12 protein-coding genes and 2 pseudogenes are annotated in these 13,937 nt (G+C 70.2%); 9 read left to right on the forward strand and 5 right to left on the reverse strand.

What is annotated here, in order from left to right:
- Nucleotides 1-81: 81 nt before the first annotated feature.
- Complete coding sequence (locus tag ASF76_RS12130; protein ID WP_055960036.1) at nt 82-1,740, forward strand: Mur ligase family protein; 1,659 nt, start codon at nt 82-84, stop codon at nt 1,738-1,740.
- A 121-nt stretch (nt 1,741-1,861) separates the two neighbouring features.
- Here the strand turns inward: ASF76_RS12130 and dxr are convergent, their stop codons facing one another.
- Together dxr and ASF76_RS12140 are read right to left on the reverse strand one after the other, a co-directional pair.
- Nucleotides 1,862-2,944 (reverse strand): 1-deoxy-D-xylulose-5-phosphate reductoisomerase, encoded by a 1,083-nt coding sequence (dxr, locus tag ASF76_RS12135; RefSeq protein ID WP_055958034.1) that lies wholly within the window; start codon nt 2,942-2,944, stop codon nt 1,862-1,864.
- Nucleotides 2,945-2,953: 9 nt separating this feature from the next.
- Nucleotides 2,954-3,967 carry an FKBP-type peptidyl-prolyl cis-trans isomerase gene (locus ASF76_RS12140; RefSeq protein WP_082485038.1) on the reverse strand — a complete coding sequence of 338 codons (1,014 nt, stop codon included), beginning with the start codon at nt 3,965-3,967 and terminating at the stop codon, nt 2,954-2,956.
- 99 nt (nt 3,968-4,066) lie between these two features.
- Here ASF76_RS12140 and ASF76_RS12145 point away from each other — a divergent pair, with 99 nt between their 5' ends.
- From ASF76_RS12145 to ASF76_RS16815, 4 genes and pseudogenes are all read left to right on the forward strand, one after another.
- Nucleotides 4,067-4,816 (forward strand): lysophospholipid acyltransferase family protein, encoded by a 750-nt coding sequence (locus ASF76_RS12145; protein WP_055958040.1) that lies wholly within the window; start codon nt 4,067-4,069, stop codon nt 4,814-4,816.
- Nucleotides 4,817-4,909: 93 nt separating this feature from the next.
- Complete coding sequence (dhaK, locus tag ASF76_RS12150; RefSeq protein ID WP_055958043.1) at nt 4,910-5,905, forward strand: dihydroxyacetone kinase subunit DhaK; 996 nt, start codon at nt 4,910-4,912, stop codon at nt 5,903-5,905.
- Nucleotides 5,906-6,030: 125 nt separating this feature from the next.
- A pseudogene (locus ASF76_RS17515) lies at nt 6,031-6,090 on the forward strand (hypothetical protein); the annotation flags it as partial.
- Nucleotides 6,091-6,163: 73 nt separating this feature from the next.
- Nucleotides 6,164-6,370 (forward strand): annotated as a pseudogene (locus ASF76_RS16815) (HPr family phosphocarrier protein); the annotation flags it as partial.
- 27 nt (nt 6,371-6,397) lie between these two features.
- Here ASF76_RS16815 and ASF76_RS12160 read toward each other — a convergent pair.
- Nucleotides 6,398-7,363, reverse strand: a complete 966-nt coding sequence (locus tag ASF76_RS12160; protein ID WP_055958051.1) for a sugar-binding transcriptional regulator — start codon at nt 7,361-7,363, stop codon at nt 6,398-6,400.
- A 110-nt stretch (nt 7,364-7,473) separates the two neighbouring features.
- Here ASF76_RS12160 and ASF76_RS12165 point away from each other — a divergent pair, with 110 nt between their 5' ends.
- From ASF76_RS12165 to glpK, 3 genes are all read left to right on the forward strand, one after another.
- Nucleotides 7,474-9,192, forward strand: a complete 1,719-nt coding sequence (locus ASF76_RS12165) for a glycerol-3-phosphate dehydrogenase/oxidase (RefSeq protein WP_055958054.1) — start codon at nt 7,474-7,476, stop codon at nt 9,190-9,192.
- 123 nt (nt 9,193-9,315) lie between these two features.
- Nucleotides 9,316-10,071: an MIP/aquaporin family protein gene (locus ASF76_RS12170; protein ID WP_055958057.1), complete on the forward strand. Its 756-nt coding sequence runs from the start codon at nt 9,316-9,318 to the stop codon at nt 10,069-10,071.
- A gap of 72 nt (nt 10,072-10,143) precedes the next feature.
- A complete protein-coding gene (gene glpK / locus ASF76_RS12175) occupies nt 10,144-11,655 on the forward strand; it encodes a glycerol kinase GlpK (protein ID WP_055958061.1) in 1,512 nt (503 codons plus the stop codon).
- 143 nt (nt 11,656-11,798) lie between these two features.
- Here glpK and ASF76_RS12180 read toward each other — a convergent pair whose 3' ends face one another.
- Together ASF76_RS12180 and ASF76_RS12185 are read right to left on the reverse strand one after the other, a co-directional pair.
- Entirely contained in the window at nt 11,799-12,278 is a 480-nt protein-coding gene (locus tag ASF76_RS12180) for a hypothetical protein (RefSeq protein ID WP_055960039.1), read from the reverse strand.
- Nucleotides 12,279-12,328: 50 nt separating this feature from the next.
- Nucleotides 12,329-12,799, reverse strand: coding sequence for an OsmC family protein (locus tag ASF76_RS12185; RefSeq protein WP_055958064.1), 471 nt, complete (start codon nt 12,797-12,799; stop codon nt 12,329-12,331).
- A gap of 146 nt (nt 12,800-12,945) precedes the next feature.
- Between ASF76_RS12185 and ASF76_RS12190 the strand changes: the two genes are divergently transcribed.
- Nucleotides 12,946-13,926: an asparaginase gene (locus tag ASF76_RS12190; RefSeq protein ID WP_055958067.1), complete on the forward strand. Its 981-nt coding sequence runs from the start codon at nt 12,946-12,948 to the stop codon at nt 13,924-13,926.
- Nucleotides 13,927-13,937: the final 11 nt, after the last annotated feature.

Raw genomic sequence — 13,937 nt, forward strand, 5'->3', positions numbered from 1 at the left:
ACCATACCTCCGCTCGGCTTTGAACCGCCCGTGCGACGGCGATGCGGTGTCTGTGCGGCGCCGGATGAGACAATGGACGGGATGCCGACCGACGCGCCCTCGAACCTCCCGCCCGTGCTCCGGCCGGAGCGACCGCCCCACCGCGACCTCGCGGAACTCGCCCGACGCTTCGGCGTACGCAGCGTCGGTGACGTCGAGGGCACCACCCTGACCGGCATCACCCTCGCCACCGCCGATCTGCGCGCGGGCGAGGCTTTCGTCGCCATCCGCGGCGTCAATCGTCACGGCGCCGATTTCGCCGCGACGGCCGCCGAACGCGGTGCGGTAGCCGTCATCACCGACGCCGACGGCGCCGACATCGCCGCATCCGCCGGTCTTCCGATCGTCGTCGTCGATGACCCCCGGGCGCTGCTGGGCAACCTGTCGGCGTGGGTGTACGGCACCGGCGCCGGCGACGACCTGCCGCAGTTGCTGGCCACGACCGGCACCAACGGCAAGACGAGCGTGTCGCACCTGCTCGAGGGGATCCTCGGCCAGCTCGGCGTCGTCACGGGCCTGTCGTCGACGGCCGAGCGCCACATCGCCGGCGAGGTCATCGTCTCGCGCCTGACCACGCCCGAGGCATCCGAGTTCCACGCCCTCCTCGCCCTCATGCGCGAGCGCGGCGTCGAGGCCGTCGCAGTCGAGGTGAGCGCGCAGGCACTCACCCGCCACCGCGTCGACGGGCTCGTGTTCGACGTCGCGGGTTTCACCAACCTCACCCACGACCATCTCGACGACTACGCCGACATGAGCGAGTACTTCGAGGCGAAGCTGCCGCTGTTCCGTTCGGATCGTTCGCGCCGGGGCGTGGTCTGCCTCGACTCCTCGGCGGGCGCCGAGATCGCCGCGCGGGCCGAGATCCCGGTCGTCACGATCATCACCCCGGCGATCGCCGAAGACCCGGCGGTCGACGCCGACTGGACGGTCGACATCGTCGATGAGCGCCAGGAGGGCACCGAGTTCACGCTTCGCGCGCGCGACGGCCGCCGTCTGACGACCGTGGTGCCGGTCATCGGTCGGCACATGGCCGCCAACGCGGGTCTCGCGATCGTCATGCTGCTCGAGACCGGGTACGCCTGGGAGCGCCTCGTGCAGACGCTCGACGGTGGCCGCATCGACGCCTCGCTCCCCGGACGCACGCAGCTCGTGTCCGGAGCCGAAGGACCGGCGGTCTACGTCGACTTCGGCCACTCCCCCGACGCGTTCGAGAAGACGCTCGCGGCCGTCCGCCGGGTGACCCCCGGCTCGGTGGTCATGGTCTTCGGCGCCGACGGCGATCGCGACGCCACCAAGCGCCACGACATGGGCCGCACCGCGGTGCTCGGCAGCGACATCCTCATCATCACCGACCACCACCCCCGGCGGGAGGATCCGGATGCCATCCGCGCGGTGCTCGTCGAGGGTGCGCGCCGCGCACGCCCCGACGCCGAGATCCTCGCGTTCACGCCGCCGGAGCGCGCGATCCTCGAGGCGGTGAAGCGCGTGGGCCCGGGCGATGCGATCCTGTGGGCAGGTCCCGGCCACCAGGACTACCGCGACATCCGCGGGGTGCGCACCCCGTACTCGGCGCGGGAGCTCTCACGTCGTGCGCTGCGCGCGGCCGGCTGGCCCGTGCCCGACCCGCAGTGGCCGGTGCCCTACCCCGCCGACAGCACCCCGTCGTCCGACCCCGAGCGCCCGGTCGACTTCCCCGCGTGAGGCGGACCCGCATTCCGACGCGCATCCGGTCCCTTCGGCAGGCGCAGGGGTCTCCTCGAGGCCGTCAGCTCCCGCGAGGTGGTTGAGCCCGTCGAAGCCACCGTGGCATCCGGTCGCCGGGTCAACGCGCGGCGATGATCTCGTCAGCCGTGCGGCGCGCCCACGCCTCGGCCTCGGCGAGGGACTCACGCGTGAGAGCCGCCGGCGCCTCGTGCCGTTCCACGACCCGTTCGATGAGCTCGACGATGTCGAGGAAGCCGAGGCGCCCCTCGTGGAACGCATCGACGGCCTGCTCGTTGGCGGCGTTGAAGACCGCCGGGAACGTCGCTCCCGCGCGCCCGACACGTTTGGCCAGGGCGACCGAGCCGAAGGCCTCCTCGTCGAGCGGCTCGAACGTCCACTGCGACGCGCGCGTCCAGTCGAGCGGGGCGCCGACGCCCCCGATGCGGTGCGGCCAGTCGAGGCCGAGCGAGATGGGCAGGCGCATGTCGGGCGGCGAGGCCTGCGCGATGGTCGACCCGTCGACGAACTCGACCATCGAGTGCACGATCGACTGCGGGTGCACCGTGACGTCGATGCGGTCGTAGGCGACGTCGAACAGCAGGTGCGCCTCGATGACCTCGAGGCCCTTGTTCACGAGCGTCGCCGAGTTGGTCGTGACGACGCGACCCATGTCCCACGTCGGGTGGGCGAGCGCCTGAGCGGGGGTGACGTCGACGAGCTGTTCTCGCGAACGACCGCGGAAGGGACCGCCGGATGCCGTCAGCACCAACCGGCGCACCTCGTGCTGCTCCCCCGAACGCAGCGCCTGCGCGATGGCGGAGTGCTCGGAGTCGACGGGCACGATCTGGCCCGGAGCGGCGAGCGCCGTGACGAGGTCGCCGCCGACGATCAATGACTCCTTGTTGGCGAGGGCGAGCGTGCGCCCCTCTTCGAGCGCGGCGATCGTGGGTCCGAGTCCCACGGAGCCGGTGATGCCATTGAGCACCACGTCTGCCTCGACGTCGCGAACCAGCTGCTCCGCCTCGACGGCGCCCAGCGCGATGTGCTCGACGCCGAAAGCGTCGGCCTGGGCCTCGACGCCGGCGCGGTCGCTCCCCGCGGCCAACCCCACCACGTCGAAGCGGTCGGGATTGGCGCGGATGACGTCGAGTGCCTGCGTCCCGATCGAGCCGGTGGAACCGAGGATGAGGACGCGACGCATGCCGTCAGCCTACTGAGCGGCTTCGGTGGCGTGCTGTACGCCGAGGATGTCCACGACGAAGACGAGCGCGGAGTTCGCCGGGATCGAGCCCGACGCCTGGTCGCCGTAGCCGTCGACGGCGGGGATCACCGCGACGACCTGGGAGCCGACCGTCTGCCCTTCGAGCGCCTTCTTGAACCCGGGCACCACGCCCGTCGTCGCGAACTGCGCCGGCTCGCCCCGGTCCCAGCTGGAGTCGAAGACGGTGCCGCCGTCGTAGAGGACGCCGGTGTACTGCACGATGACCGTGTCGCCGGGGTTGACCACGTCGCCGGAGCCCTTCCGCAGGTTCTCGATGCGCGTCTCGGCGGGCGCGGGCGTGCCGGGGACGGTGATCGTGGGTGCACCGTCGTCGGCCAAGGTCACGGTCGGCAAGCCCTCGACGGGGGCGACTTCGGCGCCTTCGGCGCGCGTGGGCAGCTCTTCGATCGCGTCCGCGATGAGAACGAAAGCGGGCGAGCCTTCACCGAGGGCTCCCGCAGGGAAAGACGACACGGTTCGCGAGCCGATCGTCGCGCACTGGAGCGAGGCGCCGAAGATCTGCTGCGACGAGATGAGTGTGTCCATGCCGTCGGGCGCCGACTCGATCGACTGCAGCTGAACGGCGCCGCTCGCAGCGTCCACCAGCGTGAAGTTGGCCTTGAGCACATCGCCCGCCTGCACCTGCTCGCCGGACCCCTCGATCAGGGTGGTGCGCTGCAGCTCCGCGGGGGCGTAGGCGTCGGGAAGGGTCACGTCGACCTTCGATTGGAAGTCGCCCGCGACCGTGAGTCCCTCGGGTGCGGGGGCTTCGGCGAGGGGGGCCTGGCACTGCCCGGCGTCGGCCGTCCCGGTCGTGGCATCCGGGCTCTGCGCCTGGTCGGGTGAACCGGCGCACCCCGCCAGCAGCAACGCCGCGGCGGCGGCGACGGACAGGGAAGCGAACGGGCGGAAGCGCACGGGAGACCTCTCGAAGGGAGCGGGGAAGATTCCATCTTGGCGCATTCCGCTTGGTCGCGCCTGGGAGTCCTCGTGCGCGCGCGGCTATCGCGCTCGGGAGTCCTCATGCGCGCGCGGGTATGCGGCGGCGAGTAATCTCGTCGGGTGAGTTCCGACCTGCCCGCCGAACCCCCCGCAGCACGGCCGCAGCAGATGGGCGCCACCTACCTCCTCGGGCGCTCCCTCATCGCGCCGCTGGCCCGCGCCGTCTACCGACCCCGTGTGGAGGGCCGTGAGAACGTCCCGCGCACCGGTCCCGTCATCTTCGCCAGCAACCACCTGTCGTTCATCGACTCCATCGCGATCCCGGTGGCCGCCCCCCGGCCGGTGCACTTCATGGCGAAGGCGGCGTACTTCGAGAAGTGGGCGTCGCGACAGTTCTTCACCGCGATCGGGGCCATCGGCGTCGAACGCGGAGCGGGCCAGAAAGCCCTCGAGGCCCTCGATCAGCAGCGGGCCCTGCTCGAAGACGGCCGCGCGGTGGCGTTGTACCCCGAAGGCACGCGCTCGCTCGACGGTCGGCTGTACAAGGGCCGCACCGGCGTCGCCTTCCTGGCGCTGCAGACCGGCGCGCCCGTCGTGCCCGTGGGTCTCATCGGCACCGACGCGGTCATGCCCGTCGGCGCGAAGTTCCCGAGCACGAAGCCGCGCATCACGGTGCGCTTCGGCTCGCCGCTCGATCTGTCACCTCACGGCCCCGCGTCGTCGGGACGCGCCCGCCGCGGAGCGACCGACGAGATCATGGCCGCGATCCACGCTCTCAGCGAGCAGGAACTCGCGGGCGCCTACAACGAGGCTCCCGCGCAGAATCCGATCGAGCGCATCAAGCAGGTCCTCCCGCACGAACGCCTCTGACCTCGCCCTCCGCACCCTTGACGCGACGGCGGCCGACGAGCATCGTCGGGTGTGCGACGGCTCGCGCCGTCGACGCCACGACGAGGAGGCACCGTGAAGAAGTTCGTGAACGACCCGGGCAACGTGCTGGCCGAGGCCCTACGGGGAATCGAAGCCGCCCACCCCGAGCTGAAGGTGGATGCCGAGAACCGCGTCATCTCGCGCGCGGAGCCGACGCGAGCGGGGAAGGTCGCGCTGGTGTCGGGTGGGGGCTCCGGACACGAGCCGCTGCACGGCGGGTTCGTGGGGCGGGGCATGCTCGATGCCGCCGCCGCCGGTGAGGTTTTCACGTCTCCGACGCCCGATCAGGTGCTCGCGGCGACGCAGGCGGTGAATTCCGGGGCCGGGGTGCTGCACATCGTGAAGAACTACACCGGCGACGTGCTGAACTTCGAGATGGCCGCCGAACTCGCCGCCGCCGAGGGCGTGCAGGTCGAGTCGGTCGTGGTCGCCGACGACGTCGCCGTCACGGACTCCACCTGGACCGCCGGTCGCCGCGGCACCGGCACAACGGTCGTCCTCGAGAAGATCGTCGGTGCGCTGGCGGAGGAGGGGGCCGACCTCGCCGCCGTCGCCGAGCTCGCGCGGCGCGTGTCGGCCGCGGGCCGATCGATGGGCGTGGCACTGACCAGTTGCACCGTCCCCGCCGCGGGCCGCCCCACCTTCGAGCTCCCCGACGATGAGATGGAGGTCGGGGTCGGCATCCACGGCGAACCCGGTCGCTCGCGGGTGAAAATGGCGTCCGCTCACGAGATCGCGAGGCTGATGGTCGATCCCATCGTGCACGACTTCGGCGAGCCGGTGGGCCCGGCGATCGTGCTGCTGTCGGGCCTGGGCGGGACGCCGCTGATCGAGCAGTACCTGCTGTACGGCGAGATCGCACCGCTGCTGGCGGAGTACGGCGTCGAGGTGAACCGGGTGCTCGTCGGCGACTACATCACGAGCCTCGACATGGCCGGCGCCTCGCTCACCGTCGTCAAGGCCGATGACGAGATGCTGAGGCTGTGGGACGCGCCCGTCGTCACCCCCGGACTGCGGTGGGGCGCATGAGCGGCGCCGTCTCGACCGACGACCTCGTCGCATGGGTGCGCGCGTTCCGCGACGCCGTGCAGCAACACAAAGACGAGCTGACGCGCCTGGACTCGGAGATCGGCGACGCCGACCACGGCTCCAACATGGCGCGCGGCCTCGACGCGGTGGTGGCCAGGCTCGATGAGACGCCGGCGAGCGCCTCCGAGCTGTTCAAGACCGTCGGCATGACTCTGGTCTCTTCGGTCGGCGGCGCCAGCGGTCCCCGCGACCTTCGTCAAAGCCGCGTCGCGGTACGACGCCGACATCCGCATCGTCGACCTCGACGCGGGCGGCGAAGAGGTGTCGGCGCGCAGCCTGCTGGCGCTCATGGCGCTGGGGGTGCGTCGCGGATCGCGCGTGCGTGTGAGCGCGACGGGGCCGCAGGCCCACCCCGCGCTCGTCGAGCTCCGCGCGCTCATCGACGACGGTTTCGGCGAACGCTGACCCGCGCATCCGACGGCCGGGGAGTGCTCAACGGGTGACGCTGAGCAGGCGGCGAGCGAGCGCCTCCTCGACGACGAGTTCGGTGATCAGTCCCGCGGCGAGCGCTCCGCGCAGACCGTCGAGCTTCGACAGGCTCGACACGACGCAGAACCGCCGGGGGATGCGGCGGACGGTGTCGAGGTCGGGTCCGCTGGAGCGGGCGTTCAGCTCCGGGATGTCGCTCGACCCGTCCGCACGGTAGAACACCGTCGCGCAGTCGCCGACGACTCCCTCGCGCTCGATCACCGCACGGTCGCGCTCGTCGAAGTAGTCGCCGCTGTAGACGTGCGACGGGACGTCGGCGTGAGGCGAGCCGAGACCGAAGACGAACAACCCCACCCGCTGCTGGATCTCCAGCACCGATCGCACCGAGCGCTCGCGCCACATGGCGTGCTTGGTGCGCGGGTCGTCGAACAGCGCCGGCACCGGGAATTGGTGCACCGATGACGACCACGCCGCGCCGAACCTCGACAGGATCTCCCCCGCGTACGGGATGCCGGAGGTGCGGACGTTCGCGGCTCCGTTCATCTGCACGATGTGGGTGTCGTGCACGTCTTTGAGCGGGACATGGCGGGCCACGGCCGACAGCGTCGACCCCCAGGCCACCCCGACGGTCATGGATGACTCGACGCGCTCGGCGAGGATGCGCGCCGCGGTCAGCGCGGTCCGCTCGAGGCGCTCCGCCTCGGAGGTCCGTGCGGGCGTGGGCACGACGTGCGCGGTGATTCCGAACCGGTCGGCGATGCGCTGCGCCATCTGCCCCCGTGCGTCGTCGGGTGGGCTGATCGAGATGGTGACGAGTCCCACGTCGCGGGCGTGCTGAAGCAGACGCGAGACCGACGAGCGCGAGACGCGCATCTCGTGCGCGATGGCATCCATCGTGAGGTCCTGCATGTAGTACAGCTGCGCCGCGCGCAGCGCGTCGCGGGAGCGCTCCTCGGCCTGCGTCGTCACGGTCTTCTCGCTATCACGGAGCCCATTCTGCACGTTTGTTCAAGGGGCTTGCAACAACGTGCACACAGGCGCATCCTCATCGGGTACCCCAACGAAAGGTCGCAGTCGACATGTCGTCCCCCGCAACTCCGCTCCGCGCCGACGTTCAGGCGCTCCGTGACGCCGAAGGCCTCGACGTCCTGATCATCGGCGGGGGCATCAACGGCCTCGCCACTCTCCGCGACCTCGCCCTGCAGGGTGTGCGGGTCGCCCTCGTCGAACGCGGCGACTTCGTCTCGGGAGCGTCGTCCGCGTCGAGCCACATGGTGCACGGCGGCATCCGCTACCTCGAGAACGGCGAGTTCCGTCTCGTGAAAGAAGCGGTGACCGAGCGCAACGACCTGCTCAAGACCGCTCCCCACTACGTCAAGCCGCTCGAGACGACGATCCCGATCTACAAGACGTTCTCCGGCATCCTCTCGGCCCCCTTCCGCTTGCTCGTCACGCACGGCCGCGGCAAGCCCAACGAGCGCGGCGCTCTGCTGATCAAGGTCGGCCTGATCATGTACGACACCTTCTCGCGCGACGGCGGCTCGGTCCCCCGGCACAAGTTCCTCGGTAAGAAGAAGTCGCTCGCCGAGCTCCCCCAGCTCAACTCCGACCTCGCCTACACCGCGACCTACTTCGACGCCTCCATGCACGACCCGGAACGCATCGCCCTCGATGTGCTGCGCGATGGCATCGAGGCCGGCGGCGGTCGCACGCAGGCGGTCAACTACGTCTCGGCCGTCGGTGCCGACGCCGACGGCGTCCGCGTCCGCGACGAGATCTCGGGCGAGGAGTTCAGCGTCAAAGCCAAGGTCGTGCTCAACACGGCCGGCCCCTGGACCGACCTCGCCAACGCGGCAATGGGGCTCACCACGACGTTCATGGGCGGCACCAAGGGCTCGCACATCGTCCTCGACAACCCCGAGCTGCTCGCAGCCACCGGTGGACGCGAGATCTTCTTCGAGCACTCCGACGGCCGCATCGTGCTCATCTACCCCCTCAAGGGCCGCGTGCTCGTCGGCACCACCGACATCGACGCCGACCCGTCGAAGCCGGTCGTGTGCACCGACGACGAGATCGCCTACTTCTTCGACCTCATCGGACATGTCTTCCCGAACGTCGGGGTGGACCGCTCGCAGATCGTCTACACGTTCTCCGGCATCCGTCCCCTCCCCCGCCACGACGACACCGCACCCGGCTTCGTGTCGCGCGACTACCGGATCGTCGAGGACGAGATCGCCGGTGTCCCCGCCCTGAGTCTCGTCGGCGGTAAGTGGACGACGTTCCGCGCCCTCGCCGAGCACCTGAGCATGAAGACGCTGCAGAAGCTGCGTCGTCCGCACCGGGTCAGCACCCAGGGGCTGTCCATCGGCGGCGGCGCCGGATACCCCGCCACCCCCGAGCAGCGTCGTCGTTGGGTCTCGGCGCGCACGAATGCGCACAGCGCCGACCTCGTCGAGGCGATGCTCGAGCGCTACGGCACGCGCGCGGACGCGATCCTCGCCGCCCTTCCCTTGGAGCCGACCCCGGTCCCCGACGCCCCCGGCTACTACCGGGAGGAGCTGACCTGGATCGCCGAGAACGAGCAGGTCGTGCACCTGATCGACGTGCTGCTGCGGCGTACGCACCTCGCTTTCGTCGGCGGCATGACCGACCGCACTCTGCGCGAAGTCGCCGAGACGATCGCCGCTCCGTTGGGCTGGGACGCTGATCGGGTCGACGAGGAGGTCTCCCGCACGACGGAGATCCTGCGCGCATCCCACCGTGTGGACCTCGCTCAGGCCGGAGTCGCTCGAATCTGAGAGAACGTGCGGGCGCGCCGTCTGTTGCGCGCCCGCACACCGGTCGTAGGTTCAGAGCACTGAGCCGCATAACATCACCCGCGCCGAAGTTGACCGGGTGACCGAAGAAAGGTCGATGACGACATGCTAGAAGTGAACTTGGGGCTGTACTTCCTCTCGGAGGTGGTCGGCACCGCGATGCTCATCCTGTTGGGTTGTGGCGTCGTGGCGAACGTGGCCCTGGCCAAGACCAAGGGCAACGCCGGCGGCACCCTGATGGTCAACTGGGGATGGGGTCTGGCGGTCTTCGCCGGTGTCATCGTCTCCGCGTATTCGGGCGCACAGCTGAACCCCGCGGTCTCGATCGGCCTTCTGGTGGCCGGCAAGATCGCCTTCGTGCAATTCCTCGTGGCCGTCGCCGCGCAGATGGTGGGTGCCATCATCGGTGCCGTGCTCGCCTGGGCGTCCTACAAGCAGCACTTCGACGACGAGCCCGACCCCGCCGCCAAGCTCGGCGTCTTCTCCACCGGTCCCGCCATCCGCTCCTACGGCTTCAACTTCCTCACCGAGGTCATCGCCACCTTCGTCCTGGTGTTCGTGATCTTCGGCTTCAGCGACTACGGCGTGGCCGACATCGGCGTCCCGGGTGGCATCGGCGGTCTCGCAGCCGTTCCCGTGGCCCTGCTCGTCGTCGGTATCGGCGCCTCGCTGGGTGGCCCGACCGGCTACGCGATCAACCCCGCCCGTGACCTCGGACCCCGCATCGCCCACGCCATCCTGCCCATCAAGGGCAAGGGCGGCAGCGACTGGGGCTACGCCTGGGTCCCCGTGGCCGGTCCCCTCGTCGGTGGTCTGCTCGCGGGTCTGCTGGCTCCCGTGCTCCTCAGCCTCGGCTCGTGATCCCCGGGGCGCCGCCGGCGCCCGACCCGTTTTCCCCCCTCTTCCACTGAAACAAGACAAAGGAGTCCCTCCATGGCCGACTACGTCCTCGCCATCGACCAGGGCACGACCTCGACGCGCGCGATGATCTTCGACAAGTCCGGGAGCGTCGTCTCCGTCGGGCAGAAGGAGCACGAGCAGATCTTCCCCCGCGCGGGATGGGTCGAACACGACCCGCTCGAGATCTGGCGCAACACCCAGGAGGTGATCGGCCTGGCCCTCAGCCGCGCCGACATCACCCGCCACGACATCGCCGCGGTGGGTATCACCAACCAGCGCGAGACCGCGGTGGTCTGGGACAAGAACACCGGCAAGCCCGTCTACAACGCCATCGTCTGGCAGGACACGCGCACGCAGTCGATCGTCGACCGCCTCGCCGACGGCGACCCCGAGCGTTACAAGAGCATCGTGGGTCTGCCGCTGGCGACCTACTTCTCGGGCACCAAGATCGTCTGGATCCTCGAGAACGTCGACGGCGCACGCGACAAGGCCGAGGCCGGAGACCTCATCTTCGGCACGACCGACACCTGGGTGCTCTGGAACCTCACCGGCGGCACCGACGGTGGCGTGCACGCCACCGATGTCACCAACGCCAGCCGTACGCTGTTCATGGACCTCGAGACCCTCGAGTGGCGCGACGACATCCTGTCGGACTTCGGTGTTCCCCGCTCGATGATGCCCGAGATCCGCTCCTCCTCCGAGGTGTACGGCGCCGTCGAGTCGTCGTCTCTGCTGCGCGAGACCCCGATCGCCGGCATCCTCGGCGACCAGCAGGCCGCGACCTTCGGTCAGGCCGCCTACGATCCGGGCGAGAGCAAGAACACCTACGGCACCGGCAACTTCCTCATCTTCCAGACGGGTGAGGAGATCGTCCGCTCGAAGAACGGTCTGCTGACCACCCTCGGGTACAAGCTCGGGGACCAGCCCGCGCACTACGCACTCGAGGGATCGATCGCCGTCACCGGCTCGCTCATCCAGTGGCTGCGCGATCAGCTCGGCATCATCTCCTCGGCTCCCGAGGTGGAGGCCCTGGCCCGCACCGTCGACGACAACGGCGGGGTGTACTTCGTCCCGGCGTTCTCGGGGCTGTTCGCGCCGTACTGGCGCCCCGACGCCCGTGGCGCCATCGTCGGCATGACCCGCTTCGTCAACAAGGGCCACATCGCCCGCGCCGCCCTGGAGGCCACGGCCTTCCAGACCCGCGAGGTGCTCGAGGCCGTCAACGCCGACTCGGGCGTGGACCTGACCGAGCTCAAGGTCGACGGCGGCATGACCGCCAACGACGAGCTCATGCAGTTCCAGGCCGACATCCTCGGTGTGCCGGTCGTGCGTCCCGTCGTCGCCGAGACCACCGCCCTCGGTGCCGCCTACGCCGCGGGTCTCGCCGTGGGCTTCTGGGACAACCTCGACGACCTCCGCGCCAACTGGCAGGAGGACAAGCGCTGGGAGCCCGACATGGACTCCGCCGAGCGCGACCGCGAGCTGCGCCTGTGGAAGAAGGCCGTCACCAAGTCGATGGACTGGGTCGACGAAGACGTGCGCTGAGCGCATTCATCACGAACGGAACCCCGTCGGCGTCCTGCCGGCGGGGTTCCGTCGTTCGCGCACAGATAGACGCGGCAGCGCCCGGCGAGGAAGACCGGTCATCTCCTCGCGTGGCCGGGCTCCCGGCATCCGGATGCCGAGTCTCAGCGCTGCGGCTTCGGATACGCCGCGCGCATCGCGTCGGACTGCAGGTAGTCGGAGACGCCGATCAGCAGGATCGCGAAGAGGATCTGCTCGGTCACCACCCAGAACGGGTAGAGCCCGGGGATGGCCGCCAGCACAAGGGCGATGACGGGGAAGATGCGACTGAACAGCTGCAGGCGGCGGAATGCCCAGTACCACCCGGCCCGCGCCCGCCACAGGAAATAGAACAGCGTCGTGGTGATCGCCAGCACGACCAGACAGCGCATCCAGACGGCGAACCCGACGTCGTCCCCGCTGACCGTCATCACGAGGGCGAAGACCACCGTCGCCACGCCGAGGACGAACCCCAGGGCCAGCAGGAGCGTGATCGCGCGGAAGGCGCGGCGCACTTTCGGGTCGTCCGAGACCGCGACGCGGTGATCGGCCTGACGTCCGCCGGCGATCCGATCGAGACGCCGCAGGGTCGGTTCGAGCTGCATCCGCTCACTGTACGACGCCGCGATATCCCGTGCACCGACGCGCACCTCGCTCAGCCGACGGTGATCTCCGCTTCGTGTCGCACGGGGAAGTTGACCGAGTTCGCGATGAAGCACCACTCGCGCGCCTGCCGATGCGCGGCGCGCGCAGCCTCGACCATCGACTCCTCGGCGACCCGCACGCGCGGCCGCAGCACGACCTCGGTGAACGCTCCGCCGCTGTTGCCGTCCTCCTGCATCGTGCCGATCGCGTCGTCCTCGTACGCGGTGACGACGACCCCGGTCGTGGTGCACGCATGCAGGTAGGACAGCAGGTGGCACTCGCTGAGGGCCGCGAGCAGCAGCTCTTCGGGGTTCCACTTGGTGGGGTCGCCCCGGAAGGGCTTGTCGGCGGATGCCGCGATGGCCGGCTTGCCCTCGACCTCGAGGGTGACGGCGCGGTCGTAGTCGCGGTAGCCGCTCGTGCCGCTCCCCCGGTCGCCGGTCCAGGTCGAGCGCAGGCGGTAGTGATGCTCTCCGTTCATGCCCCCCAGTCTGCCCCTCCCCCGGTCTCCCACCGCGCGAGTCGCCGCAATTCGTCGCCCGACGTGCCGGATGTGCAACAGACGACGACGCCTCGCGCCGACGACGGCCACCCGCCGGCGAAGGGGTGCCGGGATACCATGGAGGGATGCCCACGCCCCCCGCTTTCGCCGAGCTCGCCGTCGTCGACCGCAACGGATTCGTCGAGTCGCGGCACCACGGTGTCGCTGTCGTCCTGGCCCCCGACGGGTCTGAGATGCTCACCCTCGGTGACGCCACGGCCGCGTTCCTCCCCCGCTCCAGCATGAAGCCCCTGCAGGCGCTCGCGTGCCTCTCAGCCGGCGTCGACCTCGCTGACGAGCGTCTCGCGATCTCGATGGCGAGTCACTGCGGCACCGAGCGGCACGCCGAGGTGGCCCGCGGCATCCTGCAATCGGCGGGACTGACCGAAGACGACCTGGGCTGTCCCGCCGCATGGCCGTCCGACGCCGCGTCGCGTGATGAGCTCGTGCGCGACCATGGCGCTCCCTCGCCTCTTCGCATGAACTGCTCGGGCAAGCACGCGGCGATGCTGCTCACGTGCGTCGCGAACGGGTGGGCGACCGAGGGGTACCTCGACACGCAGCACCCCCTGCAGGTGCACATCCGCGAGGTGATCGAACGCCTCGTCGGCGAGCGGCTGACGACCACCGCGATCGACGGCTGCGGCGCCCCGGTGTACGCCATGAGCCTCGTCGGGCTGGCGCGTGCCATCCAGCGCATCGCCACGTCGTCGGAGCGCTCGCCCTTCGCGCTGCATCGCAGCGCCGGCACCCTCGTGCGCGCCGTTCGCGAGCACCCGTGGACCATCGACGGCCCCGGTCGACCCGACACGGTGGTCATCGAGCGTCTCGGCGTCTTCAGCAAGATGGGCGCCGAGGGCGTGCAGGTCATGACGGCCCCCGACGGGACCACGGTGGCGTTGAAGATGCTCGACGGCTCCAACCGGGCGGGACACGTCGTCGCGTTGCGCTTGTTGGAGCGCGTCGGAGCGCTCGCACCCGAGGCCGTTGCCGACGTCGTCTCCCACCTGTCGCTGTCGGTGCTCGGCGGCGGCCACGAGGTCGGCGCCATCCGCTCCGCCGTCTGAGGGCGACGGCC

Origin of the sequence: Microbacterium sp. Leaf151 (genome assembly GCF_001424225.1) — a bacterium.
Taxonomy (GTDB): domain Bacteria; phylum Actinomycetota; class Actinomycetes; order Actinomycetales; family Microbacteriaceae; genus Microbacterium.

What these genes read in the sequence shown, in the direction of transcription:
- ASF76_RS12130 (WP_055960036.1), top strand. Translation starts at nt 82, where the DNA reads ATGCCGACCGACGCGCCCTCGAACCTCCCGCCCGTGCTCCGGCCGGAG.
- dxr (WP_055958034.1), bottom strand. Translation starts at nt 2,944, where the DNA reads ATGCGTCGCGTCCTCATCCTCGGTTCCACCGGCTCGATCGGGACGCAG.
- ASF76_RS12140 (WP_082485038.1), bottom strand. Translation starts at nt 3,967, where the DNA reads ATGCGCCAAGATGGAATCTTCCCCGCTCCCTTCGAGAGGTCTCCCGTG.
- ASF76_RS12165 (WP_055958054.1), top strand. Translation starts at nt 7,474, where the DNA reads ATGTCGTCCCCCGCAACTCCGCTCCGCGCCGACGTTCAGGCGCTCCGT.
- ASF76_RS12170 (WP_055958057.1), top strand. Translation starts at nt 9,316, where the DNA reads ATGCTAGAAGTGAACTTGGGGCTGTACTTCCTCTCGGAGGTGGTCGGC.
- glpK (WP_055958061.1), top strand. Translation starts at nt 10,144, where the DNA reads ATGGCCGACTACGTCCTCGCCATCGACCAGGGCACGACCTCGACGCGC.
- ASF76_RS12180 (WP_055960039.1), bottom strand. Translation starts at nt 12,278, where the DNA reads ATGCAGCTCGAACCGACCCTGCGGCGTCTCGATCGGATCGCCGGCGGA.
- ASF76_RS12185 (WP_055958064.1), bottom strand. Translation starts at nt 12,799, where the DNA reads ATGAACGGAGAGCATCACTACCGCCTGCGCTCGACCTGGACCGGCGAC.
- ASF76_RS12190 (WP_055958067.1), top strand. Translation starts at nt 12,946, where the DNA reads ATGCCCACGCCCCCCGCTTTCGCCGAGCTCGCCGTCGTCGACCGCAAC.